This window comes from Streptomyces sp. ISL-36 (genome assembly GCF_018614205.1).
In the GTDB taxonomy this organism is placed as follows: domain Bacteria; phylum Actinomycetota; class Actinomycetes; order Streptomycetales; family Streptomycetaceae; genus Streptomyces.
Window position 1 is genome coordinate 1 of the sequence record NZ_JAGGOS010000063.1, and the last position, 23,747, is coordinate 23,747.

A 23,747-nucleotide genomic window follows, 5' to 3' on the forward strand; every position below is an offset into this window, starting at 1 on the left:
GCCCTTGAGCAGCGACGCGATCCACGACGATCTGGACCAGCGCGCCGAGAAGGTGGCGGCTCAGGTCGTCGCCTGGCGCCGGCATCTGCACCGGAACCCCGAACTCTCCAACCGTGAGGTCGGGACGGCCCGGCTGGTCGCCGACCATCTGCGTGCCCTGGACCTGGACGAGGTCCGTACCGGGATCGCCGGACACGGTGTCGTCGGCGTCCTGCGGGGCGGCGCCGCGGGGGGACGGGTGGCGGCGCTGCGGGCGGACATGGACGCCCTGCCCGTCCAGGACCTGTGCGGCGCGGAGTTCGCCTCGAAGGCCGTGGACGCCGACTATCCCGGTGGCCCGTTCCCCGTCTCGCACGCCTGTGGCCACGACTGCCACACCGCGATGCTCATGGGCGCCGCCACCATACTCGCGGGGGTACGCGAACGGCTGCCGGGGACGGTGCTGTTCGTCTTCCAGCCCGCCGAGGAGGGTCCGCCGGTCACCGAGCAGGGCGGCGCCGGGGCGATGGTCGACGCGGGGGCCTTCACCGACCCGGTGCCGACGATGGTGTTCGGGATGCATGTCACGCCCTACCCGAAGGGGTACGTCGGCTACCGCGTGGGGAACCAGTACGGCGCCTCGACCTTGGTCAGAGTCGTGATCACCGGCAGGCAGGTGCACGGCTCCACGCCCTGGCAGGGCATCGATCCGATGCCGGCGGCGGGCGCGGTCCTGACCGGCATCGGCCAGCTGTACCGGCAGGTCTCCGCCTTCGACCCGATCACGGTGTCCATCGGCCACGTCGAGGACGTGGGACGGTTCAACATCATCGGCGAGACCGTGACCCTGTGGGGCACCGTCCGCTGCGCGGTCGAGTCGGACATGGCCGAGGTGCAGCGGCGGCTGACCACACTGGCCGAGCACACGGCGGCGGCCTACAACGCCACGGCCTGTGTCGAGTACCTCCAGGCCGTTCCGCCGGTGCACAACAGCGCGGAGTGGGTCGCGGCCGGGCTGCCGACGATCCGCCGGGTGGTGGGAGAGGAGCGGACGGTGGAGACCGGGGCCACGCTCGGCTATGACGACGTGTCGGAGTTCGTGAACCGCTTCGGTGGGCTGTACGTGATGCTGGGCGTCCAGGACGCCTCACTGGACGAGGACGGCCGTCCGGTCCCGCTCCCGGACGGCCGCGGTCTGGTCACCAACCACAACCCGCGCTTCTACGCCGACGACGACACGCTGGTCACGGGTGTCCGTCTGCACGCGCACCTGGCGTACGACCACCTCGCGGGCACGGTGGTCCCCGGTGGCGGGGCGGCGCCCGGTCAGTCGGGGCGTCTGCGCAGGGCGCCGAGGTAGACACCGAGGAGGATCAGCGGGGTGCCGATCAGCAGCCACCGCGTGAGGGGCTCGTCGTCGAGCCAGGCCGACAGCACGAGGGTGACGACCGGGACGACCACGAAGACGTACGAGGCCCGCGACGCGTCCCATCGGTGGACGACGAACAGATAGAGGACGAAGGTCAGGACCGAACCGCCGACGACGAGGTAGACCAGCGCCCACCAGGTCGCCGCGCGGTCCGGGAGCCGCCAGGTGTCGCCGGCCGCGAGCGAGCCGGCGAACAGCAGGACGGCGGCTGCCGTCATGCCCACCGCGTTCATCGTCACCGCGTGCACCCTCGGCAGCCGTCGCACCAGCACGGTGGCCTGTGCGAACGACAGCACGCTGCCGAGGAGCGCCAGGAAGGACAGCACCGGCACATCGCCCTGCGGCGGGGCGCGTGAGATGACGGCGACGCCCGCCGCGGCGAAGAGGGTGCCGACGGCCGCCATGAGCCGGAACCGTTCCAGTCGCTGCGCCACCGCGAGCAGCAGGGTGGCCAGCGGGACCAGGGACAGGATGGTCTGGCCGAGCCCGGCATGGATGCGGACGAGCGCGTAGTACCCGAGCGCGAACGGCACACCGAAGTTGAGCACGCCGAAGAGGACGGATCCGGCGAGCGCCCTGCCGCGCGGGAACTCCAGCCTCCGTACGGCCACCAAGGCCAGGAGCAGCAGCGCGGCGGCGCCGAAGCGTACGGCCGCGCCCCACAGCGGATCCAGTTCACGGTTGCTGAATCGGACGCCGACCGCGTTGCCGCCGGCGAGGACCGAGGTGGCGAGGAACGCGGCGAGCGTCACGCGGTCTGCGGCACGCTGCACCGGTTCACCGTAAACCGCGGCGGTTCCCCGACCCGGCCGGGACACGCCCGCCGGGCGGGCTCAGCGCTGTGCGCCGACGGCCTCGGCAAAGGATCTGAAACTCCTCGTCGCCGCGGCGGCGCCGAACCTCCTCGCCCTCACGCTCGCGACCCTCGCGCTCTCCACGACGACGGTCCTACCCCAGGTCCTCACACCGGTGGCGGCCGCACTCGCCGGGCCGGGGCGGCGCGGCCGCGCCGTCGGCACCCTCGGCCTCGGGCTCACGCTGGGCTCGACCGTCTCCCGTACCGTCTCGGGGGCGGTCGCCGACGCCGGGGGGACCTGGCGCACGGCCTATCTGGTGGCCGCCGTGGCCACGGCCGCCCTGCTCCTCCTCCTGCCGCGCGCCCTGCCCGAGCGGGCGGGTACGGCCGGACACCGGTTGCCGTACCCCAAGCTGCTCGCGAGCCTGCCCCGGCTGCTCGTCGACCACCACGAGGTGCGCGTGTCGGCGGCGATCGGGGCGGCGGTCTTCGCCGCGTACAGCGTCTTCTGGGCGACGCTCGCCTTTCATCTGGCGACGCTCGGGTTCGGTCCGGGAATGGCGGGACTCTTCGGGCTGCTGAGCGCACCCGGCGCGCTGCTGTCGGCGTACGCGGGCCGGCTCACCGACCGCTTCGGCGCGTCGGCGGTCAACGTCTGGTCGCTGCTCTGCCTCACCGCCTCACCGGCCGTCATCGGGCTCGGCGCACGCTCACCCCTGGCCCTGGTCATCGGCGCGAACCTGCTGGTCCTGGGCACCAGCGGGAGCCAGGTGGCCAATCAGGCGCGGATCTTCGGCCTCGGTCCCTCGGTCGCCGCCCGCGTGAACACCGTCTTCATGCTCTCCTCCTTCGGCGGCGGCGCGCTCGGCTCGCTCACGTCGGTGTGGCTGTACGGGGCGTACGGCTGGACGGCGGCGGTCCTGGCCGCGGCGGGTTTCACGGCCGTGGCCGCTCTGGTGGTCGCGGCGGCGGCACGGCGTCGGGTCCCGAGTTGCGTCCCGCGTGACACGCGCGAGGCTGGGACTCACGACCCGCGCACCCCGCAGGGAGAAACGATGCAGGATCTCGCAGGCCTCGCCGACGAACACCTGGCCAAGGCGCACGCCGACGCGCACGGCCGGAGCGCCCATCTGGTGGTCCACGACGGAGTGCTCCGGCAGAGCGTCATCGCCCTGGTCTCCGGCACGACACTCGACGAGCACAACGCCCCGCCGGCCGCGAGCCTGCAGGTGTTGCGGGGCCGGGTACGCCTGACGGCGGCGGACCGGTCGGAGGACCTGTCGGTGGGCGAACTGCGGATGCTCCCCAAGGAACGGCACGGCCTCACCGCCCTGGAGGACGCCGTCGTCCTGCTGACCGCGGTCAACGACTAGGCGACACTCACGGTCCACACGTCGTCCGGCTCGAGGGTGGCCTGCATCGAGAGCGTGCCCTCCAAGGGGACTTCGGCCTCCTGGGTGATCTCCTCGACGTCCAGCACCTCGCCCGCCCGAAAGGTGCCGGCCGTGATCCAGTACTCGGGATGCGGCGTGAACCGCAGGTTCGCGCCGGGCTCCGCCTGGGCCACGAAGACCGAGGAGTCGTCCATGCCGATGCCCACGGACGCGGTCCCGTCCGGCACGTCCGAAAGAACGTCGATCTCGAGGGCGCCGACCGGAGTGTTCCCACCCGCGGCCACGAACCCGTAGTTTCCGTTGCTGAAGCCGAACCCGGTCCGGTTCCGGGGCGGGTTGTCCGGGTCGGCGGCCATCTGGTCCCACGGCACGAAGTAGCCGCCGCTCGTGAGCCGGCCGGTCAAGCCCCAGACGAAGCCGTAGTCCACGGTCCATGTGAACGTCACGGTCTTACCCGGCCAGGCAGGCGCCGTCATCCAGGCGAGCGACATCGCACCCGGGACGCCGAGGTCGACCGCCTTCTGGTACAGGCAGAAGTCCTGGAACTGCGTCGACAGGTTGGCGGCGTTGAGGCTCTACGTCGCCGCCGCGGCGGGCTGCACGCTGACGACGGAGGGTACGACGAGGGCGCCGACGCTCGCGGCACCGGCCACGAGGAACCGCCGCCGGGAGAGCGCGGGGCCCTGGTCGTGAGGTGACACGCCTGCCTCCTTCGCATGCTGGAAGTCGACCACCAGACTGGCCACCGGAGCCGTGCCAGAACGGGTGATCGACGTGTCGGTCGTCCGGACAGTCCCGCATCTTCACCCGCCGGTGGATCGCGGCGGCACGGAACGCAACACCGTCGGACGAGCAACCGACCGGCACATGGCCGGTCGGCGACGACCTGACGCCAGGCCGCCGAAGCGTGAGGCACATCACCCGTCCGACGGCTTGCGCGTTGTCGATCTTGAAAGGCATTGTTCCCGTTTCGCACCTTTGATTCCTCGATAGGTTCCCTTATGCATCACATAAGTGATGCCTATGAAGGCAACAGACCGAGGAATCATGACGATTCACATACCCGCGCCCGATGAGCGCGGGCGCCTCCGGTCCGGGGGGAGCCTGCGCTACGTCGCGGGCAGCCTGACCCTGGCTCTGGCCATGGGGTTGATCAACGGCGCGGAAGCGACGGCGGCCACCGCCGATACGGTCGCCGCACCGCAGCAGACCGTGACGCAGGCCGCGGACATCGCGTCCGCACGTGTCGCCGCCCGCCTGTCGGGCAAGCCCGTCGAGGCGTTGTCGGAACGCACCGGAACGTCCACGACCTGGGTGAACAAGGACGGTTCGCTCACCACGGAGATCTCCGCCGGACCCGTCCGGTTCAAGGACGAGCTCACCGGCCAGTGGCGGGACGTCAACCTCGACCTGGTCACCGGTCCGGACGGTTCCGTGGAGTCGGTGGCCCACCCCGAGGGGCTGAAGCTGACCGGCGGGACCGGCGCTCCGGCACCGTCGCTGCGTGCGGGCCAGCAGGGCAAGGCCGTCGACCTGGTCACCCTCGGCGAGGGTGACGAGCAGATCACCCTCCAGTGGAAGGGCGGCCTGCCCGCACCGAAGCTGGCGGGCACGCGCGCCGAGTACGTCAACGCCGTCCCGGGCGCGGACGTCGTCGTCGAGGCGACCCGTACCGGCTTCGAGCAGTTCGTCGAGATCAAGCAGAAGCCGGCCACCGAGGGGTACACCTACACGCTGCCCCTGCGGGCCAAGGGCCTGAAGGCCACTCAGCAGGCCGACGGCAGCGTGCTGTTCACCGACAGGAAGAACAAGAAGCGGGCGCTGATGCCCGCCCCGGTGATGTGGGACTCCACCGTCGACCCGGCCTCCGGTGAGCACACACGTACGGTGCCGGTGGCGATGAAGGTCGTCCAGAAGGGTGCGACCGTCGACCTGGTCGTCACTCCGGACGCGACATTCCTCGCCGACCCGAAGACCCGGTATCCGGTGACGGTCGACCCGTCGACCTCCTCGCTGGGCAACCTCTTCGACACCTACGTCCAGCAGGGCGTCACGTACGACACCTCCGCCGAGACCGAGCTCGACTTCGGCAACCCCGGCACCAAGAACGCCGACGGCACGCCGCGCACGGCACAGACCTACATCACCTGGAACAGCGCTCCGGTCTCCGACGCCATGGTCTCCAGCGCCAAGCTGTCGCTGTGGAACTTCCACTCCGGCAACAACGCGGACTGTGGTGCGAAGCCGTGGGAGGTCTGGTCGGCGAACAACGCGAACACCGCCTCGCGCTGGACCAACCGCCCCACCATGGCGGCCAAGTACGCCACCTCCACCGAGACCCGGGGCAACACGAGCTGCTCCACGCAGCCGGACGGCTGGGTCAACGCGGACGTCACGAGCCTGGTCCAGCACTGGGCCAACAACAAGTGGTCGACGGCCGGCATGGGCGTCCGCGCCACCGACGAGAGCACCGTGGCGGGCTGGAAGAGGGTCAACTCCGCCAACGCGGCCGCCAACCCGCCGAAGCTGGTCGTCACCTACAACTACCGGCCGCGCACCGGCACGAAGCAGGAAGCCGGCCCGCCGTACTTCTCCTACAGCGGCTCCTACGTCGTGAACTCCCAGACGCCCACGTTGCGGGACACGTTCGTCGACGCCAACGGTGACAAGGTCAACGGAACGTTCCAGATCTTCGACACGGCGACCAACGCCCAGGTCGGCGACGTCCTGGTCTCACCGTGGGTCTCCTCGGGCCAGGTCGCCTCGGTGACCGTCCCGGCCGGAGTCCTGGCCAACGGCAAGACCTACCAGTTCCGCACCTCGCCCTACGACGGCGTGCACTACAACCTCGGCTGGTCGGCGTGGAAGACGTTCACCGTCGACACCACGGCGCCGTCCGCCCCGACCGGCATCACGTCGACGGACTACCCGTCCACCGCCTGGGTCAAGGGCGCGGGCCAGCCAGGCACCTTCACCGTCACACCGCCCGCCACCGACCACAACTGGCTCGAGTGGTCCCTCGACGGCGTGAACTGGACGAAGGTCGCGACCGGCGGCGCCACGGGCGCCAAGGCGATCTCGGTCACCCCGCCCAAGAACGGCACGCACACCCTCCAGGTGCGTGCGGCCGACAAGGCGGACAACAAGTCCGAGGCGATCAGCCACACCTTCCACGCGGGCCCCGGCGGCTTCGTCCAGCCCAGCGAGGGTGAGCGCACCGCGCGCCGGCTGCCGTTGGTCGCCGAGGCGGACGGCGCCAGGTACACCAGCGTGTCGTTCTCCTGGCGGCGCTCCGAGGCCGACGCATGGGTGACCATCCCGACGGGCCAGGTGAGTTCCGCCGGCACCCCGCTGACCGCATGGCCCGTGCCGATGACGGGCGGCAGGAACGCCGCCCTCGTCTGGAACGCCACCGACACCGTCGACCCCGACGGCACCGTCCAGATCAAGGCTGATTTCACCGGCCCCGACTCCGCGGCCGGTTCCACCGAACCCCTGACCGTGATCGTCGACCGCGACGCGAGCGGCGCGGCCACCGAGGAGGTGGGCCCCGGTTCGGTGAACCTGCTGACCGGCGACTACGAGCTCTCGGACACCGACGTGTCGGCCTTCGGCCTGTCCGTCACGCGTACCGCGTCCTCCCGCGAGCCGCTGAAGGCCGCGAGCCAGGAGGGCCAGGCGCCGATCTTCGGCAAGGAGTGGGTCTCCGGGACCGTCGCCGAGGCGACGGAATCGGAGTTCTCGCACATCCGCCGGATCTCCGACACCGCTCTCGCGGTGGTCGGCACCGAGGGCGAGGAGACGTACTTCACCGCCAACGGGGCGAGGACCGGCTGGATCCCCGAGCCCGGTGCGGAGACTCTGACCCTCACCGGCAGTGTGACCGGTTCGTTCACGCTGACCGACACCGAGGGCGCGGTCACCGCGTTCACCAGGTCCGGTACGGGGGCCACCACCTGGCAGGTCTCGTCCATCCTGCTGGACGGTCTGACCAACTCCACCACCACCGTGGTCTCCGAGAACGTGACCGTCGACGGCAAGACGCTGGCCCGCCCCAAGCGGGTCATCGCCCCGACCTCCGCGGCGACCGCCGCCACGTGCACGGCGACGCCGGCCACCAAGGGCTGCCGGGCGCTGGAGTTCGTCTACGCGACCGCCACGACGGCCACCGCCACCGCCTTCGGTGACATCACCGGCCAGGTGAAGGAGATCCGGCTGTGGTCCACGGAGCCCGGCACCGCGTCGGCGACCTCCCGGACCGTGCAGACCTACGCGTACGACGAGACGGGCCGACTGCGTCAGGCCTGGGACCCCCAGATCAGCCCGGCGCTGAAGACCGAGTACGGCTACGACGCGGCGGGCCGGGTCACCGGCCTGACGCCGGCCGGGGAACTGCCCTGGACCTTCACCTACGGCACCGCGGGCAACTCGGCGACCGCCGGTGCGGGCATGCTGCTGAAGGCGTCCCGCTCCGGTCTCAAGGAGGGCACCGCGGACGTCGAGGAGTCCACCGCCACCACGTCCGTCGTCTACGACGTACCGCTGACCGGCACCACCGCCCCGTACCGGATGGGCGCGGCCGATGTGAAGGCCTGGGCCCAGCTGGACGCCCCGACCGACGCGACCGCCGTCTTCCCCGCCGACTCGGTCCCCGCCTCGCACGCCGGATCGAGCCTGGCCGCCTCCGCCTACACCCGCGCCACGGTCACGTATCTGGGCGTCTCCGGTCGTTCGGTCAACACGGCTGAACCGGGCGGCTACATCGACACCACCGAGTACGACCGCTTCGGCAACACCGTGCGCAAGCTGACGTCGGGCAACCGGGCCGTCGCGCTCGGCACCACCGCCGCCGACCGGGCCGTCCAGGCCGACCTCGGCATCGGTCAGCTCACCAGCGCCGGCCGTGCCGAACTCCTGAGCACCCGGTCCCTCTACAACGAGACGGGCACACGTCACCTGGAGGACCTCGGCCCGCTGCGCCGTACCGAGCTCACCACGGACCTGAAGTCCGGCACCACCCTGCTGGTTCCGTCCGGCACCTCGGTGACGGCCCGGGACCGGACGGTCAACGAGTACGACGCCGGGCGCCCGACCGACGGCACCGCCAAGGTCAAGGACCAGGTCACCAGGGCCACCTTCGGCGCCCAGGTGCGGGAGCACCCCACCGTCCTCGGTGAGGCCCGCGCCACGCAGACGGTCTACGACTGGGCCAAGGGTCTGCCCGTCCGGACGGTCAAGGACCCGGGCGGCCTCGCGCTCACGACGACCACCGAGTACGACGAGCAGGGCCGCCTGACCAAGCAGCTGCCGCCGGGAGCCACCGGCACGGACGCCGCGACCCGCGTCACCACGTACTGGTCCGCCACGGGCACCGGCACCTGCCAGGGCCGCCCCGAGTGGGCCGACCTGGTCTGCTCCACCGGCCCGGCCGGCGCCGTCACCGGCGGCGGCGGCAACCCGGCACAACTGCCCACGTCCACCACCGAGTACGACTGGTGGGGCAACGCCGCCAAGGTCACCGAGACCGCAAACGGCGTCACCCGCACCACCACGACCACGCACGACGCGGCCGGTCGTCCCACGAAGGTGGCCGTCACCGGTGGCATCGGCGAGGCCGTGCCGGAGTCGACCACCCAGTACGACCCGGCCACCGGCCGGGCCGTGAAGACCGTCTCGCCGACCGGCGGCACGATCACCAAGGCGTTCGACAGGCTCGGCCGTCAGATCTCCTACACGGACGCCGACGGCGGTGTGACGACGACCGCGTACGATCTGCTGAACCGGCAGGTCAAGGTCGTCGACAACGCGCCGTCGACCGTCACGTACACCTACGACCACGCGGCCGAGCCGCGCGGCCTCGCCACCAGGACCACCGACTCCGTCGCCGGTGTCTTCCAGACCGCCTACGACGCCGACGGCTCCATCAGCAGCGAGAAGCTGCCCGGCGGCTACACCCTCACCGTCGGTGAGGACACGACCGGTGCGCCGCTCGACCGGACGTACACGCGGGACAGCGACGGAACCGTCGTCGCCTCCGACACGGTCACCCGGTCCGTGCACCGCCAGGTGACCAGCCACGCCGGCTGGTCCGACCAGGCCTACCGCTACGACGCCGCCGGCCGCCTCGTCACCGTCGAGGACACCGCGGACACCGTCTGCACCAGGCGGAGCTACGCCTTCGACGGGCGCAGCAACCGCACGTCGCTGACCACCGCGGTCGGCAGCGCCGGCGCCGACTGCCCCACCACCGGAGGCACCTCCGCGGGCCACACCTACGACAGCGGTGACCGGCTCGTCGACTCCGGCTACACGTACGACGCGTTCGGCCGCACCACCGCCCTGCCCGGCGGCACCGTCGGCTACTACGCCAACGACCTGGCGCACCAGCAGACCGCTAACGGCGAGCGCCGGACGTGGACCCTGGACGCGGCGCTCCGCTTCCGCGCCTGGAAGACCGAGACCGGCGGCGGCACCACGTGGACCCAGACCGGTTCCCAGGTCAACCACTACGACGGTGACGGCGACAACCCGCGTTGGATCACCGAGGACACCGCGACCGGCGCCCTGACCCGCAATGTCGAGTCGGCCTCCGGTGACCTCGCGGCCACCACGAGCAAGAGCGGCGACACCGTCCTCCAGCTCACCACCGTCCACGGTGACGTCGCGCTCCAGCTTCCGCTGAACGCCGGCGAAGCACCCGTCGTCCTCGACAGCGACGAGTACGGAAACCCCCGCAGCGGCCTGCAGGACACCCGCTACGACTGGCTGGGGGCCAAGCAGCGCTCCAGCGAGACGCCCAGCGGTCTCACGCTGATGGGCGCCCGGCTGTACGACCCGGCCATCGGCCGGTTCCACTCGATCGACCCGGTCCACGGCGGAAACTCCAACGCCTTCGAGTACTGCGACGCGGACCCGGTCAACTGCATCGACCTGGACGGCCGCGACGGAGGTCTCCAGGAGGCGTACGGGCTCGAGGGCCCGGAGACGCTGAGCAAGAAGGAGAAGGACGCCTACTATCGGAAGAACGCCGGCAAGTCGTACAACGCCTCTGATTACAAGAGGGCGATGCAGAAGATCAAGAAGAATCAGAAGTACAACGGCCAGCGGAACAAGCAGAAGCGGAAGAGCCACTACAAGGCCAACCGGAAGGTCGGCAAGGGCTTCATCCGGGGTCTGCGGTGGGGCAGGCGCTTCAGCTTCCGCTGGGGCTGGCGCATCGCCCTCTTCGCCAACCCGTTCTAGCACCACGCCTTGGAGGAACCGATGGCTCGAAGGAGCCGTAACCACAAGCTGAGTATGAGAGCCACGAAGAAGGACATGTGGACCACTCATCACTTCAGCCTGGGTATTCCCGCCGGCAGCGGCCAGGGCGTCGCCGACCTGCTGCGCACCGTGGCGGACAGGATCGAGAAGCTGGGCGAGAAGTGGGACGTGTTCGCGGTCGGGGTAGGAGGGCTGGACTCGGAGGATCCGAGCTCGACCGCCTACGTCAGCGTCTTCGCGGACCCGGCGAGCCGGAGCGGCGCATGAGCGCCGGAACGGCGCGGACCCTTCGCGTCGTGGTCGACGGAGACATGGACGACGACAGCCCCGTCTCCGTGCTGCGCAGGGCTGCCGCTCTGATCTCCGAGAGGCCGGAGCAGCGGGTGGTCGACGTGACGTTCGAGTACGACGTCATGAACCTTCGATGGAAGGGATCCCTGTACTTCACCGAGGGGTGAGGGGCCGGTAGGGATCCGGAGTGACAGGAGGGCCGGGCGGCCGAGTGCCGCCCGGCCTTACGCGTCCGTGAATGCTCAGCCTCGTGTCCGGGCGCCGGTCAGTTCCGCGACGCGGGTGGCGGTCCCCTCCGGCAGTACGGGCGGCTCGCCCGTGGTCCAGACGGCTCGCACGGACATCCGGCTGACGCGCCAGCCGCTGTCGGTGCGCCGGAACTCCCCCTCGTAGACGCCGCCCACCGTGAAGAGGGGGTCGGCGCCCTCACCGCGTGCCCGCAGGGTGGAGTCGAGGTGGACGTGGGTCATATGGGCGTTCCAGGAGACGTCGGCCGTCCGGGCGCCCGGTTCGGCCCGGACGACGACGTCGGAGGAGAGGTGCAAGGTGGCGGCGAACCGGCCGACGGCCTCCTCCACTCCCCGTACGGCGTCCGCGCCCTCGGCCACGCCGAGCGGTGTCGTCGTCCGCAGGTCGTCGGTGAAGTAGGCGCGGGCCCAGCCCTCCTCGAACCGCCGCTCGTCCATGGCGCGGAAAAAGCCGCTGATGAGGGTGGTGATCTCGAAGTGGTCCTGAGGATTCGTCGTGCTGCTCATGGTGTTCATGAGGCGATCATTCGACCTCGACCATGATTGAGGTCAAGGGCTTCCCGTCTCTTCCTTCCGACGCTCACACGGTGTCGTTCAGGTCCCGCGCGTAGTACTCGATGGCCGGCCGGTACCTGCGGACGTACGGATCGTCGCTCGTGGCCGCCAGCAGGTTCAGCAACAGCCGTGCGGACTCGTGGTGTTCGCCCGTGTTGAACAGCGCCATCGCGAGGAAGGTGCGCAGTGCTCCGTCGTCGGGGAACTCCTCCGTCCCGCGGCGCAGGGTGGCGACGGCCTGCTCGTAGCGGCCGAGGACGCGGTACGTGCTGCCGAGGCCGAGGAGCGCGCCGCGCCTGTCCTCGTTCGACAGGGCGGCCGCGCCGGCGCCGTCGAGGGCGTTCTCGTAGAAGGGGACGGCCTCGGCCTCCAGGCCGAGGACATCGTGCGCCCAGGCGGTCTGGTACGCCACCTCGGCGTCGTCGGGGTACCGCGCGGCGAGTTCCACCAGGCGCGTGCGCGCCTCCTCCTGGCGGCCCTGCTCCCGGAGCCGGACCGCGTCGGCCAGCAGTCCGTCCCGCGCCTCGCTCACGTCGCCGCCGCCGCTCACCCGGTCGCTCACCTCGTCGCTCGCCTCGTCGCTCGCCTTGTCGCTCGCCTTGTCGCTCATCGGGCCATCGTCGCAGGCCGCGACGGGCTCCGGGGCGGCGGCTGCCAGGTGACGGAGCGCCATACTCCGGGGCGCCGGTTGTGGCTGCCGGGCCCATAGGAGCGGGGGCGGCGCGGCCCTAGTCTCCCGGCCATCATCCGATCCCGTACGAGCCGCCCGGGAGATTCCATGCGACCACCCCGCCCCGCCCGCCCCCGCGTGCCGCGCCGTCTTCGCCGGCCGGCGGCCCTGCTGCTCCTCGCCGCCACGGCCCTGTTCCCTGGCGCCTCGCCCGCGACGGCCGCCGCCCCCGCTCCCGTACCCGGTGAGCTGCGGCCGTACAACGTCGATGCCGTCTACAGCTCCGGGATATCGTCCGGCGGCTACATGGCCACGCAGCTCCATGTGGCGTACTCGGGGACGTTCAGCGGCTCGGCGGTCTTCGCCTCCGGCCCGTACCACTGCGCCCAGAACACGCTCTCCACCGCCCTCAACGCCTGTATGAACACCACGCAGGACCTTCAGCTCGCGAAGCTGGAGCAGACCACCCGGGACTGGTCGGCGCAGGGGCTCGTCGATCCGGTGGGGAACCTCGCGGGGGATCCGGTGTACGTCTTCAGCGGCTCGGGCGACGCGACGGTGAAGCGACCGGTGGCCGACGCGCTGGCGGACTACTACGGCCGCTTCGGCGCCTCCGTGCGGTACAACCGCTCCACCGCGGCCGGTCACGCCTGGATCAGCCCGCTCGGGCCCAACTCCTGCACGGTGACGCAGAGTCCGTGGATCAACAACTGCGGGATCGACGCCGAGCGTGATCTGCTCGGCCATCTGCTGGGCTCCGTCTCGGCTCCGAGCGCCGCCCCCGGCGGCGCTCTGATCCAGTTCGACCAGAACGCCTACGCCTCCGGCGACGCGGCGGCGCTCTCGATGGGCGACAAGGGGTTCGTGTACGTGCCGAAGTCCTGCTCCGAGGGCGCCGCTTGCACGCTCATGGTCGCCCTGCACGGCTGCAAGCAGGGGTACGGGTACCAGGGTTTCGGGACCCAGTTCGTCGACAAGGCGTATCTCAACGAGTACGCCGACACGAACGACATGATCGTGCTGTACCCGCAGGCCGCCGCGACGGCCACGCTGGAGAACCCCAATGGCTGCTGGAACTGGTGGGGTTACCTGGGTGACTCCGCCTACGCGCGGCACGGCGGCCGGCAGATCGAGGCGGTCATGGCGATGGTCCGGGCGCTGCGCGGCTCCACGCCACCGCCCGCGGCCGACCGGGTCACGCTGGCGAGCGTGGACGCCCAGGACGGCTATGTGAAGGCCTCGGCGGACGGCTCGGGTGCGGCGGTCGGCACGATGGAGGACAGCTACGGTCTCGCGCTCGGCCGGGGCACCGACGGCAAGGTGAACCGCACGCTGCTGTCGTTCGACACGTCGAGGATCCCGGCGGGCAAGGAGATCACCCGGGCGTATCTGACGGTGAGCCGGAGCAGCGGGTCCGGCGATCCCTGGGCATCACCGGCGGGCAATCGGCTCCTCGTGGACGTCCGGACCGGCTGTTTCGGCGCGTGCGCGGTCGAGGCGTCGGACTGGTCGGCGGCGGCCACGGTGGCGGGCGGGGCGCAGGTCGCCGCGTTCTCGTCGGGGAGCGCCACCTCGACCGCACTGTCGGCGCAGGCGCTCGCCGCCCTCGACCGGAACGGCACGACCCAGGTCCGGTTGCGTTTCGAGTCCGCCCCGCTCTCGACGGCGTACCTCTTCGTCAACAGGGACACTCCGGTGACCCTGACGGTCGAGTACCGCTAGGAGGCGTCCGGTCGCGAGACCGGTGGAGGGGACGAGATCCAGGCCGCGGTCCCGTCCCTCGTCCCCGGCAGCGGAGGGGAACCACGGTGGTGTGTGGCCCCGGCCCGGTCAGTCCGCGGCCGTCACCAGGACCAGCGGGATCCCGGCGCAGGGCAGCAGATGCAGCCCGTCGGTCCGGGTCCGTGTGGGTGGCCCGGCCAGCAGGGCGGCGAAGTCGTGGCCCTTGGTGAGGGAGCCGGCCAGGTGGGCCGGGTCGGTGGAGGCGGCGACCCGGCCGCGGGCGTTGACCAGCCGGGCGGGCCCGGGAAGCCGTTGGAGCACGGGCATGACGGCCGCTTCGAAGTGGCGCAGGTAGACGTCCGCGGCGGCGACCCCGACGAAGCGGCCCTCGACCGTGACCGGCGCGGAGAGGGTGAGGCTGTACTCGTCCGAGCAGAGGTAGTCGACGTACGGTCCGGCGACCGCCCGCTGTCCGGTCTCCCGGGGCAGCGCGTACCAGTCCCAGTGGGTGTAGTCGGAGTACGCGGAGTGCTCGGGGTCCAGGTCGAGCAGGAGGGGCCGGACCGAGCCCTCGGGCCCGCGCTGCCACCACTCCAACCAGGCGGGGACGTCGGCCAGGAGACCGGGCGCGGCCACGAATCCGATGCCCGAGACGAGCCGGTGGTCGGCGAGGCGGGCATGCAGTCCGGGGCGGAGCGCGGCCAGATCGGCGGAGACGGGTGACCCATCCCGGTCGGCGACCGAGGCCAGCAGGGCCGTGATGGCGTCGCGCGTTGCGGCGACCGCGGCGAAGACGCCTTCGAGGGTGTCGCGGACGCGGACGGCGACACCCTCCGCGGCCTCCGCGCCGGACGAGGCCCCAGCGCCGGACGGGGCCTGCGTGCCGGACGAGGCCCCCGCGCCGGAAGGGGCCTCACCGCCGGTCGGGGCCCCCGTGCCGGAAGGGGCGTGCGTGCCGGACGAGGCGTCCGCGCCGGAAGGGGCCTCACCGCCGGACGAGGCCTGCGCGCCGGAAGCGCCCTCACCGCCGGCCGGGGCCTGCGCGCCCGGCGCTGCCTTCGTGTCAGACGCCGCCTCGGCGGGGCCCGCGAGCCCGGTGCTCCTGCCCATGGGTGTCCTCCTCGGGACGAGGCTCGGGTGCGTCGGTGGGGGCGGCGAGCCGAAGGGCGATCAATCGCCCCACCGACTCCCGTACGCAGCTCTCCGCCAGCATTCTGGCCCGCTCGTCGTCCTCATCCTGCACGGCGGAGATCACGGAGCGGTGACGATCCGCCACGCTTTCGAGATACGTGGCGTCGTCGAGGACCAGGCAGAGCAGGGCGCCCAACTCGGTCTGCAGGGCGATCTGCTCACGAGTGAGCCGGGCGGACTGGGCGGCGGCGGCCAGTTCGACATGGAAGCGTCCGTAGAGCCGACTGCGCGCGGCCGGGTCCTCGGCCTTCGCGAGCTCGTCGAGCGTCCGGGAGAGCTGACGCAGGTCGCCGGGCTGGGTGCGCTGGGCGGCGAGCAGCGCGGCGGCGCCGGACACGGCGGCCCAGTGGTCGCCGAGGTCGCGGAGCTCCTCGGTGGACCAGTCGGCGAGCCGGGCCTGGAGCCGCTCCTGAGCGGGCGCGTCGGGCAGGGTGACGAAGCTTCCGCCGCCCCTCCCCCGGCGGGTGGTGACGAACCCCTGCTGGCGCAGCGCCATGAGCGCCTCGCGCAAGGTCACGGTGGAGACGCCGAGCTGCCCGGCGAGTTCGCTCTCGCCCGGCAACTGCTCCCCGTCGGCGAGGAGTCCGAGCTCGATGGCGTCACCGAGCCGCCGGACCACCGCGTCCACGCGCGCCCGGGTGTCGACGGGGGTGAAGACGGCCCTGCGGGCCCCGCCCGCAACGCCGGCACGACCGGCGCCGGCCGCCCCGTTCCCGTCCCGTCTGCCGTCTGGTCTCACGGTTACCACCTTGTACGTACGCGTCGAGCGTTGACTCAGGCTTTACCTTAAGGGGGTCTTGAGATTTGAACTATGACTTCATATGTTTACGCCCACGCCCGTTCAACGCTTCACCGCACCAGAAAGGTTCCCGCCCATGGAGGGAATGGCGATCCGGCTGCAGGGACTGCGGAAGGCCTACGGCCGGACCGAGGCCGTGGCGGGGGTGGACCTGGAGATCGCCGACGGAGAGTTCTTCTCGATGCTGGGCCCGTCCGGTTCCGGGAAGACGACCGTGCTGCGCATGATCGCCGGGTTCGAGGCCCCGAGCGCCGGCACGGTCGAGCTCGCCGGCCGCGAGGTCACCCGGCTAGCCCCGTTCGAGCGGAACGTCCACACGGTGTTCCAGGACTACGCGCTCTTCCCCCATATGACGATCGAACAGAACGTCGCCTACAGCCTGAAGGTCCGCAAGGTCGCCAAGGCCGAACGTCTCGTCCGGGCCCGCGCCGCGCTCGCACAGGTCCGGCTGGAAGGGCTCGGCCGGCGCCGGCCCTCCGAGCTCTCCGGCGGTCAGCGCCAGCGGGTGGCCCTCGCGCGCGCCCTCGTCGGCCGCCCCCGGGTGCTGCTGCTCGACGAACCGCTCGGCGCGCTCGACCTCAAGCTGCGCGAGCAGATGCAGGTCGAACTCAAGGCCATCCAGCGCGAGGTCGGCATCACCTTCGTCTTCGTCACCCACGACCAGGAGGAGGCGTTGACGATGAGCGACCGGATCGCCGTCTTCCACCAGGGCCGGATCGAGCAGGTCGGCACCCCGGCCGAGATCTACGAACGGCCCGCGACCCCATTCGTCGCGGGATTCGTCGGTACCTCGAACCTGCTCAGCGGCGAGGCGGCGCGACGCCTGGTCGGTGCCCCCGGCACGTACAGCATCCGGCCGGAGAAGATCCGGGTCCTCAAGGACCACGCCGAGTTCGGCGAACCCGAGCACGCCACCGCGACCGGCACCGTCGCCGAAGTGGTCTACCTCGGCGACGCGACCCGCTTCCTGGTCGATCTCGACGCCGGGGGCCGGCTCACCGCCGTCCAGCAGAACCTGGAGACGTCCGCCGAGGACCTCAGCGCCTTCCGGGGCGCGCGGATCGGACTGCGGTGGCACCGGCGCCACGCCGTACGCGTCCCGGACGCCCCGTAACCCCGCCCGTCACCCGCTGCCCGCTCCCCGCTCCCCTCTGCTTCCCCCTGATCCGCTCTTCCCCCGCTCTCTCTTGCTCCCCCCGGCTCTTTCCGCTCCTCCCGCACCTCTCTCGTCCCCCTTCACCCTCACGTACGGAGAATCACGTGCGCCTGCACCGTTCCCTCCTGACGGCCGTGGCCGTCTCCGGGCTCCTGCTCGTCACGGCCTGCGGCTCCGCCGAGCCCGCCGGTTCCGGAAAGCCCGGCGGCCTCAACCCGCCCGACCTCAAGGCGCCCACCGCGCTCGGGAAGACCGAGGGGCAGGTCAACCTCATCGCCTGGGCCGGCTATGTCGAGGACGGCTCCAACGACCCGAAGACCGACTGGGTCACCGCCTTCGAGAAGCAGACCGGCTGTCAGGTCAACGCCAAGACCGCCGCCACCTCCGACGAGATGGTCTCGCTGATGAAGACCGGCGAGTACGACGCCGTCTCCGCTTCGGGAGACGCCTCGCTCCGGCTGATCGCGGCGGGTGACGCGGCCCCCGTCAACACCGCCCTCGTGCCGAACTACGCCGATGTCTTCGCCGGCCTGAAGAACAAGGAGTGGAACTCGGTCAAGGGAGTCGCCTACGGCGTTCCGCACGGCCGGGGCGCCAATCTGCTCATGTACGACACCGAGAAGGTGAAGCCCGCCCCCGACTCCTGGTCCGCCGTCTTCGACAAGGCCGCCGCGCACACGGGCAAGGTCACCGCGTACGACTCCCCCATCTACCTCGCCGACGCGGCCCTCTACCTGATGGCGACCAAGCCCGAACTCGGCATCAAGAACCCCTACGCGCTCGACCAGAAGCAGTTCGACGCCTCGGTCGCGCTCCTGAAGGCGCAGAACGCGCACATCGGTGAGTACTGGAGCGACTACCTCAAGGAGATCTCCGCCTTCAAGAGCGGCGACTCGGTCGTCGGCACCAGCTGGCAGGTGATCGCCAACCTCGCCAAGGCCGAGGGGGCGAAGATCGACGCCGTCCTGCCCAAGGAGGGCTCGACCGGCTGGTCCGACACCTGGATGGTCGCCGCGAAGGCCAAGCACCCCAACTGCGCCTACAAGTGGCTCGACTGGATCATCTCGCCGAAGACCAACGCCCAGGTCGCCGAGTACTTCGGAGAGGCACCGGCCAACGCCAGGTCCTGCGCCGAGACGGCCGACAAGATCCACTGCGCGACCTTCCACGCCACCGACGAGGCGTACTGGAACAAGGTCCACTTCTGGACCACGCCCATCGAGCAGTGCCTCGACGGCCGTACGGACGCGCGCTGCGTCCCGTACGCCAAGTGGGTCCAGGCCTGGAACGAGATCAAGGGCTGACGCTCCATGACCCCGCTCGCGCCCACCGCGACACCCGCGCCGGCCGCCGGATCCGTCCGGCGGCTCGCCGGGGCCCTGCACCGCAGGCCCGGCGTACGGCTCGCCGCCCTGCTGACGGCGCCCCTGCTCTGGCTGGTGCTCGCCTACCTCGGCTCGCTCGCCGCCCTGTTCCTCTCCGCGTTCTGGACCACCGACTCCTTCACCTCTGAGGTCGTACGGATCTGGACGGCCCAGAACTTCCAGGAGCTGCTCACGTCGCCCGTCTACCGGACCGTCGCCCTGCGCACGGTGGGGGTCGCCCTGGCGGTGACCGCTCTGTGCGCACTGATCGCCTTCCCCATCGCCTTCTACACGGCCAGGGTGGCTTCCCCACGACGCCGGCCGCTCCTCGTGGTGGCCCTCCTCATGCCGCTGTGGGCAAGCTACCTGGTGAAGGTGTACGCCTGGCGGCTGATCCTCTCCGAGGGCGGACCGCTGGACTGGGCACTCCGACCGTTCGGCCTGAGTGGGCCGGGGTACGGGCTGACGGCCACCGTACTCGTGCTGACCTACCTCTGGCTGCCGTACATGATCCTTCCGGTCCACACCGCCCTGGAGCAGCTCCCCGAGAGCCTGCTGCACGCCTCCGCGGACCTCGGGGCGCGGGCCGGCCGGACGCTGCGGTCGGTGGTCCTCCCCATGGTCGTACCCGCGGTCGCCGCCGGGTCGGTCTTCACCTTCTCGCTCAGCCTCGGCGACTACATCACCGTGCAGATCGTCGGCGGCAAGACCCAGTTGATCGGCAACCTCGTCTACTCCAACGTCACCCTGAATCTGCCGCTGGCCGCCGCGCTCGGCACCGTGCCGGTGGCCTTCATCGTGCTGTACCTGCTCGCGGTGCGGCGCACCGGAGCCCTGCGCAGCCTGTGAAAGGCCGGAAGGATCGCGTCCGATGAACCTCTCCCGTCCCGCACGGATCGCGCTGCGCACCGCGGCCGGCCTCGGCTTCGCGGTGATCTATCTGCCGCTGCTGCTCGTCCTGCTGAACTCCCTCAACCCGGACCGCTCGTCGAGCTGGCCGCCCCCTGGGCTCACCACCGACTGGTGGGCGGCCGCCTGGGAGAACGAGGGCGCCCGCGAGGCGCTGTGGACCTCGGTCAAGGCGGGGCTCGCGGCGACCGCGATCGCGCTCGTCCTCGGCACGCTGGTCGCCTTCGCCGTGCAGCGGTTCTCGTTCTTCGGACGGGAGGCGCTCTCCTTCGCGGTCGTGCTGCCGATCGCGCTCCCCGGCATCGTCACGGGCATCGCGCTCAACTCCGCCTTCGGCACCGTGCTGGCGCCGCTGGGGGTGGGGCTCGGTCTCTTCACCGTGGTCGTCGGCCACGCCACCTTCTGCATCGTGGTCGTCTTCAACAACGTCGTGGCTCGGCTGCGGCGACTGCCCGGTTCGTACGAGGAGGCGGCGATGGACCTGGGCGCGCACACGTTCCGTACGTTCTGGGACATCACCTTCCCGCTGCTGCGCTCGGCGCTTCTCGCGGGCGGTCTCCTCGCCTTCGCCCTCTCCTTCGACGAGATCGTGGTCACCACGTTCACGGCGGGGCCGGGCATCCAGACGCTCCCCGTCTGGATCTTCAACAACATGACGAGGCCGCAGCAGGCGCCCGTGGTCAACGTGGTGGCGGCGGTGCTGGTCCTGCTGTCGGTGATCCCGATCTACGCGGCGCAGCGGCTCTCCTCGGACACGGCGGGCGGTGGCGGGCGGGGAGCGTGAGGCGGCTGGGGGGTGTGAGGCTGCCCGGAGCGTGTGCGGCCGCCGGGAGCGTGTGAGGCGGCCGGGGGCGTGAGGGGGGCCGGGCTCCGCGAGTCACCCGTTCGGCGGGCAGGACAGCGCGCCGAACGAGCAGGGCTGGTGCAGTGGGAGGCGTACCGCACGGAAGTCGACGATCTGGACGGCGCCCCCCATGACCATGTCCCCCTTCGGGTCCTTCGGTGGATCCGACCCGTTCAACGAGCTGCTCAACCGCTTCTTCGGCATGTCTCCGGCGGCCTCCCCACCGGCCGTGCAACGGGTGCCGATCGGCAGACTGCTCACGGACTCGGCACGCGACCTGATCGGCCGTGCCACCACGCGGGCGGCCGAGGACGGCAGCGCGGACCTGGACACCGAGCACCTGCTCTGGGCCGCCACCCAGGTGGAACCCACCCGGTCTCTGCTGGAGAGGTCGGGCGCCGACCCCGACGAGCTGGGCAAGCTGGTCGGGGAGGCCCTGCCCGGCGCGAGCGGCGTCCCGTCGGCCGAACCCGGACTCACCCCGGCCGCCAAGCGGGTCCTGCTGCGGGCCTACGGCCGTTCCCAGGAATCCGGCGTCTCGTACATCGGTCCCGAGCACATCCTCGGCGCGCTCCTCGACGACCCGGCGTCCGCGGCGGCGAAGCTGCTGGGCGCGCTGGGTTCGGACGTCGGGGGCCTGCGTTCCTCGGCCGAGCGGGCCGCGCGTCCGGAGGGCACGCCGGCCGCGCGTCCGGAGAGCACCACCCCCACGCTCGACGAGTACGGACGCGATCTGACGGAGGAGGCGCGGGCCGGGAAGCTCGATCCGGTGGTGGGGCGGGCCGAGGAGATCGAGCAGACCGTCGAGATCCTCTCCCGCCGTTCCAAGAACAACCCGGTGCTCATCGGCGAGCCGGGCGTGGGCAAGACCGCCATCGTGGAGGGCCTGGCCCAGCGGATCGTGGCGGGCGAGGTCCCCAAGACCCTGGAGGGCAAGCGGGTCATCGGGCTCGACCTCTCCGGCCTGGTCGCGGGCGCCCAGTACCGCGGCCAGTTCGAGGAGCGGCTGAAGAACGTCATCGACGAGGTGAAGACGGCCGCCGACTCGACGATCCTCTTCATCGACGAGCTGCACACCGTGGTGGGCGCCGGCGCGTCGGGTGAGGTGGCCATGGACGCCGGGAACATGCTCAAGCCCGCGCTCGCCCGCGGCGAGCTCCATGTGGTGGGCGCGACGACGATCGACGAGTACCGGCGGTACGTGGAGAAGGACGCGGCGCTGGAACGGCGTTTCCAGCCGGTGATGATCCCCGAGCCGTCGGTGGAGGAGACGGTTCAGATCCTGGAGGGGCTGCGGGACTCCTACGAGGCCCACCACCAGGTCCGCTACAGCGACGCCGCCCTGGTCGCCGCCGCCGAGCTCTCCGACCGCTATGTCTCCGACCGTTTCCTTCCGGACAAGGCCATCGATCTGGTGGACCAGACGGGCGCCCGCGTACGGCTGCGTTCGCTCGGCAGGTCGACGGAGGTCGTCGATCGCGAGGACCAGCTGGCGAAGCTGCGGCGCGAGAAGGACGAGGCGGTCGCGGCCGAGGACTTCGAGCGGGCGAACGACATCAAGAAGGACATCGGCCGGCTCGAGGCCGAGCTGTCCGGGATCGAGGAGCGGCGCGAGGGTGTGCGGGAGGTGACCGTCGACGACATCGCGGACGTGCTGTCGCGCCGGACCGGCATCCCCGTGGCGCAGATGACGCAGAGCGAGAAGGACCGGCTCCTCAAGCTGGAGGACGCCCTGCACAGCCGGGTGGTGGGGCAGGACGAGGCGGTCACCGCCATCTCTCAGGCCGTGCGCCGCAACCGGGCGGGGATGGGTGACCCCAGCCGGCCGGTGGGGTCCTTCCTCTTCCTGGGCCCGACCGGTGTCGGCAAGACCGAACTGGCCAAGGCCCTGGCCGAGTTGCTCTTCGGGGACGAGAACCGCATGATCCGCTTCGACATGAGCGAGTTCCAGGAGAAGCACACGGTCTCCCGGCTCGTCGGCGCGCCTCCCGGATACGTCGGGCACGAGGAGGCGGGCCAGCTCACCGAGAAGGTACGCCGGCAGCCGTACAGCGTCCTGCTCTTCGACGAAGTGGAGAAGGCCCACCCGGATGTCTTCCACACCCTGCTCCAGGTCCTGGACGACGGGAGACTCACGGACGCGCAGGGCCGGACGGTCGACTTCCGCAACTGTGTGATCGTCATGACCTCGAACATCGGCGCCCAGCGCATCCTGGCCCACCACGGCGACGTCTCGGAGATCCGGGAGGACCTGAAGCGGGACCTGCGCGGACACTTCACGCCCGAGTTCCTCAACCGCGTCGACGAGACGATCATCTTCCACGGTCTCGCCGAGGACGATCTCGGCATGATCCTCGATCTGCTGCTGCGGCAGACCGAGCGCCGCGTCCATGCCCAGGGGCTGCGGCTCAAAGTGACCGAGGCGGCGAAGAAGCTGCTCGTCGCGCACGGTCACCAGCCGGAGTTCGGCGCCCGCCCGCTGCGCCGCACCATCCAGGCCGAGCTGGACAACCACATCGCGTCCCTGCTCCTGGGCGGCGAGGCGGATCCAGGCGACACGATCGTGGCGGACATCGAGAACGACGCGCTGGTCTGCCGGGTGAAGAAGCCGGCATGAGCCGGTGAGGCAGGGGCCTCGCCCGGACGGAGGCGGCACGGGGCCCACGACCCCGCGCCCCGCGCGCCGCAGGGCTTGCTCGGTGCCGTCAGTCCGCTCGCTTGGTCCATTCCAGCGTGACCCGCAGACTCGCGCCGGCGCTGCCCTTCACGATGAGCGCCGTCAGTCCGCCCGCGTCCAGGGCCAGTTCGCAGCCGAACTCGACGGTCGCCCGGTGGGGGGCGGCTTGGTGCAGGGCATCGCCGATCTGTCCGGCGAAGGCGGACAGGGCGCGGCCGAGCCCCGTCAGATCGGGGACGGCGTCGCGCACCCCTTCCAGCTCCGTGTCCGGTCCTAGCCGTTCGGCCTCGACGTAGAGCACGGCGTCCCCGATCTCGACCCTGGTGACGTCCGGCATCGCGGCTCACGACTCCCTCGTGGTACGGGCGGCGGGGCAGGGCGCCAGTATCACCGAGGGCGGCGGGCGCGAACGGTCGGCACGCCGCGACCGCTCCTCAGCGCGCCGGCCGCCGGCCGCCGG

The 23,747-nt window shown here is 71.2% G+C and carries 18 protein-coding genes and 2 pseudogenes; 12 read left to right on the forward strand and 8 right to left on the reverse strand.

Translation table 11 applies throughout. The annotated features are described in order from the left end of the window. Positions 1-1,339, forward strand: a 1,339-nt coding sequence (locus J7E93_RS17290) for a M20 family metallopeptidase (RefSeq protein ID WP_251066672.1), incomplete at its 5' end; no start/stop codon positions are given. Here J7E93_RS17290 and J7E93_RS38060 read toward each other — a convergent pair. Next, positions 1,306-2,181: a DMT family transporter gene (locus J7E93_RS38060; protein ID WP_215070348.1), complete on the reverse strand. Its 876-nt coding sequence runs from the start codon at positions 2,179-2,181 to the stop codon at positions 1,306-1,308. The two genes, J7E93_RS17290 and J7E93_RS38060, sit on opposite strands and share 34 nt — an antisense overlap. Positions 2,182-2,275: 94 nt before the next feature. Here J7E93_RS38060 and J7E93_RS38375 point away from each other — a divergent pair. Both J7E93_RS38375 and J7E93_RS17300 read left to right on the forward strand, forming a co-directional pair. Then, positions 2,276-3,199 (forward strand): annotated as a pseudogene (locus tag J7E93_RS38375) (MFS transporter); the annotation flags it as partial. A 60-nt stretch (positions 3,200-3,259) separates the two neighbouring features. Next, entirely contained in the window at positions 3,260-3,577 is a 318-nt protein-coding gene (locus J7E93_RS17300; protein WP_215070429.1) for a cupin, read from the forward strand. Here the strand turns inward: J7E93_RS17300 and J7E93_RS17305 are convergent. Together J7E93_RS17305 and J7E93_RS37830 are read right to left on the reverse strand one after the other, a co-directional pair. Further along, entirely contained in the window at positions 3,574-4,044 is a 471-nt protein-coding gene (locus J7E93_RS17305) for a hypothetical protein (protein ID WP_215070349.1), read from the reverse strand. The two genes, J7E93_RS17300 and J7E93_RS17305, sit on opposite strands and share 4 nt — an antisense overlap. Positions 4,045-4,173: 129 nt before the next feature. Next, on the reverse strand, positions 4,174-4,299 hold the full coding sequence (locus J7E93_RS37830) for a hypothetical protein (protein WP_285440927.1): 126 nt from the start codon (positions 4,297-4,299) through the stop codon (positions 4,174-4,176). Positions 4,300-4,741: 442 nt separating this feature from the next. On the opposite strand from J7E93_RS37830, the gene J7E93_RS17310 reads away from it, so the two are divergent. From J7E93_RS17310 to J7E93_RS17320, 3 genes are read left to right on the forward strand one after another with little or no spacing between them, the layout of a single operon-like run. After that, on the forward strand, positions 4,742-10,840 hold the full coding sequence (locus tag J7E93_RS17310) for a DNRLRE domain-containing protein (RefSeq protein ID WP_215070437.1): 6,099 nt from the start codon (positions 4,742-4,744) through the stop codon (positions 10,838-10,840). A 54-nt stretch (positions 10,841-10,894) separates the two neighbouring features. After that, positions 10,895-11,128: a hypothetical protein gene (locus tag J7E93_RS17315; RefSeq protein ID WP_215070351.1), complete on the forward strand. Its 234-nt coding sequence runs from the start codon at positions 10,895-10,897 to the stop codon at positions 11,126-11,128. Further along, positions 11,125-11,319: a hypothetical protein gene (locus J7E93_RS17320; protein WP_215070353.1), complete on the forward strand. Its 195-nt coding sequence runs from the start codon at positions 11,125-11,127 to the stop codon at positions 11,317-11,319. The genes J7E93_RS17315 and J7E93_RS17320 overlap by 4 nt, the downstream gene beginning before the upstream one ends. A 75-nt stretch (positions 11,320-11,394) precedes the next feature. Here the strand turns inward: J7E93_RS17320 and J7E93_RS17325 are convergent, their stop codons facing one another. Together J7E93_RS17325 and J7E93_RS17330 are read right to left on the reverse strand one after the other, a co-directional pair. Further along, the gene (locus tag J7E93_RS17325) at positions 11,395-11,916 is read right to left on the reverse strand and encodes a nuclear transport factor 2 family protein (protein ID WP_215070355.1); all 522 of its coding nucleotides are present in this window, start codon (positions 11,914-11,916) and stop codon (positions 11,395-11,397) included. 64 nt (positions 11,917-11,980) lie between these two features. After that, the gene (locus J7E93_RS17330) at positions 11,981-12,565 is read right to left on the reverse strand and encodes a tetratricopeptide repeat protein (protein WP_215070357.1); all 585 of its coding nucleotides are present in this window, start codon (positions 12,563-12,565) and stop codon (positions 11,981-11,983) included. A 168-nt stretch (positions 12,566-12,733) separates the two neighbouring features. On the opposite strand from J7E93_RS17330, the gene J7E93_RS17335 reads away from it, so the two are divergent. Beyond that, positions 12,734-14,347 (forward strand): PHB depolymerase family esterase, encoded by a 1,614-nt coding sequence (locus J7E93_RS17335; protein ID WP_215070359.1) that lies wholly within the window; start codon positions 12,734-12,736, stop codon positions 14,345-14,347. A gap of 108 nt (positions 14,348-14,455) precedes the next feature. On the opposite strand, the pseudogene J7E93_RS17340 reads toward J7E93_RS17335, so the two are convergent. Then, positions 14,456-15,175, reverse strand: a pseudogene (locus J7E93_RS17340) (cache domain-containing protein); the annotation flags it as partial. A 235-nt stretch (positions 15,176-15,410) separates the two neighbouring features. Further along, entirely contained in the window at positions 15,411-16,277 is an 867-nt protein-coding gene (locus J7E93_RS17345; protein WP_215070363.1) for a FadR/GntR family transcriptional regulator, read from the reverse strand. Positions 16,278-16,413: 136 nt separating this feature from the next. On the opposite strand from J7E93_RS17345, the gene J7E93_RS17350 reads away from it, so the two are divergent. The 5 genes from J7E93_RS17350 to J7E93_RS17370 all read left to right on the forward strand — a co-directional run bounded on the left by J7E93_RS17350 (position 16,414) and on the right by J7E93_RS17370 (position 23,227). Beyond that, positions 16,414-17,451, forward strand: a complete 1,038-nt coding sequence (locus tag J7E93_RS17350; protein WP_215070365.1) for an ABC transporter ATP-binding protein — start codon at positions 16,414-16,416, stop codon at positions 17,449-17,451. A 146-nt stretch (positions 17,452-17,597) separates the two neighbouring features. Beyond that, positions 17,598-18,797, forward strand: coding sequence for an ABC transporter substrate-binding protein (locus tag J7E93_RS17355; RefSeq protein WP_215070367.1), 1,200 nt, complete (start codon positions 17,598-17,600; stop codon positions 18,795-18,797). Positions 18,798-18,803: 6 nt separating this feature from the next. Continuing rightward, positions 18,804-19,706, forward strand: coding sequence for an ABC transporter permease (locus J7E93_RS17360; RefSeq protein ID WP_215070369.1), 903 nt, complete (start codon positions 18,804-18,806; stop codon positions 19,704-19,706). Positions 19,707-19,728: 22 nt separating this feature from the next. Further along, positions 19,729-20,550 carry an ABC transporter permease gene (locus tag J7E93_RS17365; protein ID WP_215070371.1) on the forward strand — a complete coding sequence of 274 codons (822 nt, stop codon included), beginning with the start codon at positions 19,729-19,731 and terminating at the stop codon, positions 20,548-20,550. A 190-nt stretch (positions 20,551-20,740) separates the two neighbouring features. Next, a complete protein-coding gene (locus J7E93_RS17370) occupies positions 20,741-23,227 on the forward strand; it encodes an ATP-dependent Clp protease ATP-binding subunit (RefSeq protein ID WP_215070373.1) in 2,487 nt (828 codons plus the stop codon). Between the two features lie 88 nt (positions 23,228-23,315). Here J7E93_RS17370 and J7E93_RS17375 read toward each other — a convergent pair whose 3' ends face one another. Further along, positions 23,316-23,624 carry a CU044_2847 family protein gene (locus J7E93_RS17375; RefSeq protein ID WP_215070375.1) on the reverse strand — a complete coding sequence of 103 codons (309 nt, stop codon included), beginning with the start codon at positions 23,622-23,624 and terminating at the stop codon, positions 23,316-23,318. Positions 23,625-23,747: the final 123 nt, after the last annotated feature.

Excerpts from the sequence above, each read along its gene's own strand:
- J7E93_RS17300 (WP_215070429.1), top strand. The coding sequence starts at position 3,260 with ATGCAGGATCTCGCAGGCCTCGCCGACGAACACCTGGCCAAGGCGCAC.
- J7E93_RS17310 (WP_215070437.1), top strand. The coding sequence starts at position 4,742 with ATGGGGTTGATCAACGGCGCGGAAGCGACGGCGGCCACCGCCGATACG.
- J7E93_RS17315 (WP_215070351.1), top strand. The coding sequence starts at position 10,895 with ATGAGAGCCACGAAGAAGGACATGTGGACCACTCATCACTTCAGCCTG.
- J7E93_RS17320 (WP_215070353.1), top strand. The coding sequence starts at position 11,125 with ATGAGCGCCGGAACGGCGCGGACCCTTCGCGTCGTGGTCGACGGAGAC.
- J7E93_RS17325 (WP_215070355.1), bottom strand. The coding sequence starts at position 11,916 with ATGAACACCATGAGCAGCACGACGAATCCTCAGGACCACTTCGAGATC.
- J7E93_RS17330 (WP_215070357.1), bottom strand. The coding sequence starts at position 12,565 with ATGAGCGACAAGGCGAGCGACAAGGCGAGCGACGAGGCGAGCGACGAG.
- J7E93_RS17335 (WP_215070359.1), top strand. The coding sequence starts at position 12,734 with ATGCGACCACCCCGCCCCGCCCGCCCCCGCGTGCCGCGCCGTCTTCGC.
- J7E93_RS17350 (WP_215070365.1), top strand. The coding sequence starts at position 16,414 with ATGGAGGGAATGGCGATCCGGCTGCAGGGACTGCGGAAGGCCTACGGC.
- J7E93_RS17360 (WP_215070369.1), top strand. The coding sequence starts at position 18,804 with ATGACCCCGCTCGCGCCCACCGCGACACCCGCGCCGGCCGCCGGATCC.
- J7E93_RS17365 (WP_215070371.1), top strand. The coding sequence starts at position 19,729 with ATGAACCTCTCCCGTCCCGCACGGATCGCGCTGCGCACCGCGGCCGGC.
- J7E93_RS17370 (WP_215070373.1), top strand. The coding sequence starts at position 20,741 with ATGACCATGTCCCCCTTCGGGTCCTTCGGTGGATCCGACCCGTTCAAC.
- J7E93_RS17375 (WP_215070375.1), bottom strand. The coding sequence starts at position 23,624 with ATGCCGGACGTCACCAGGGTCGAGATCGGGGACGCCGTGCTCTACGTC.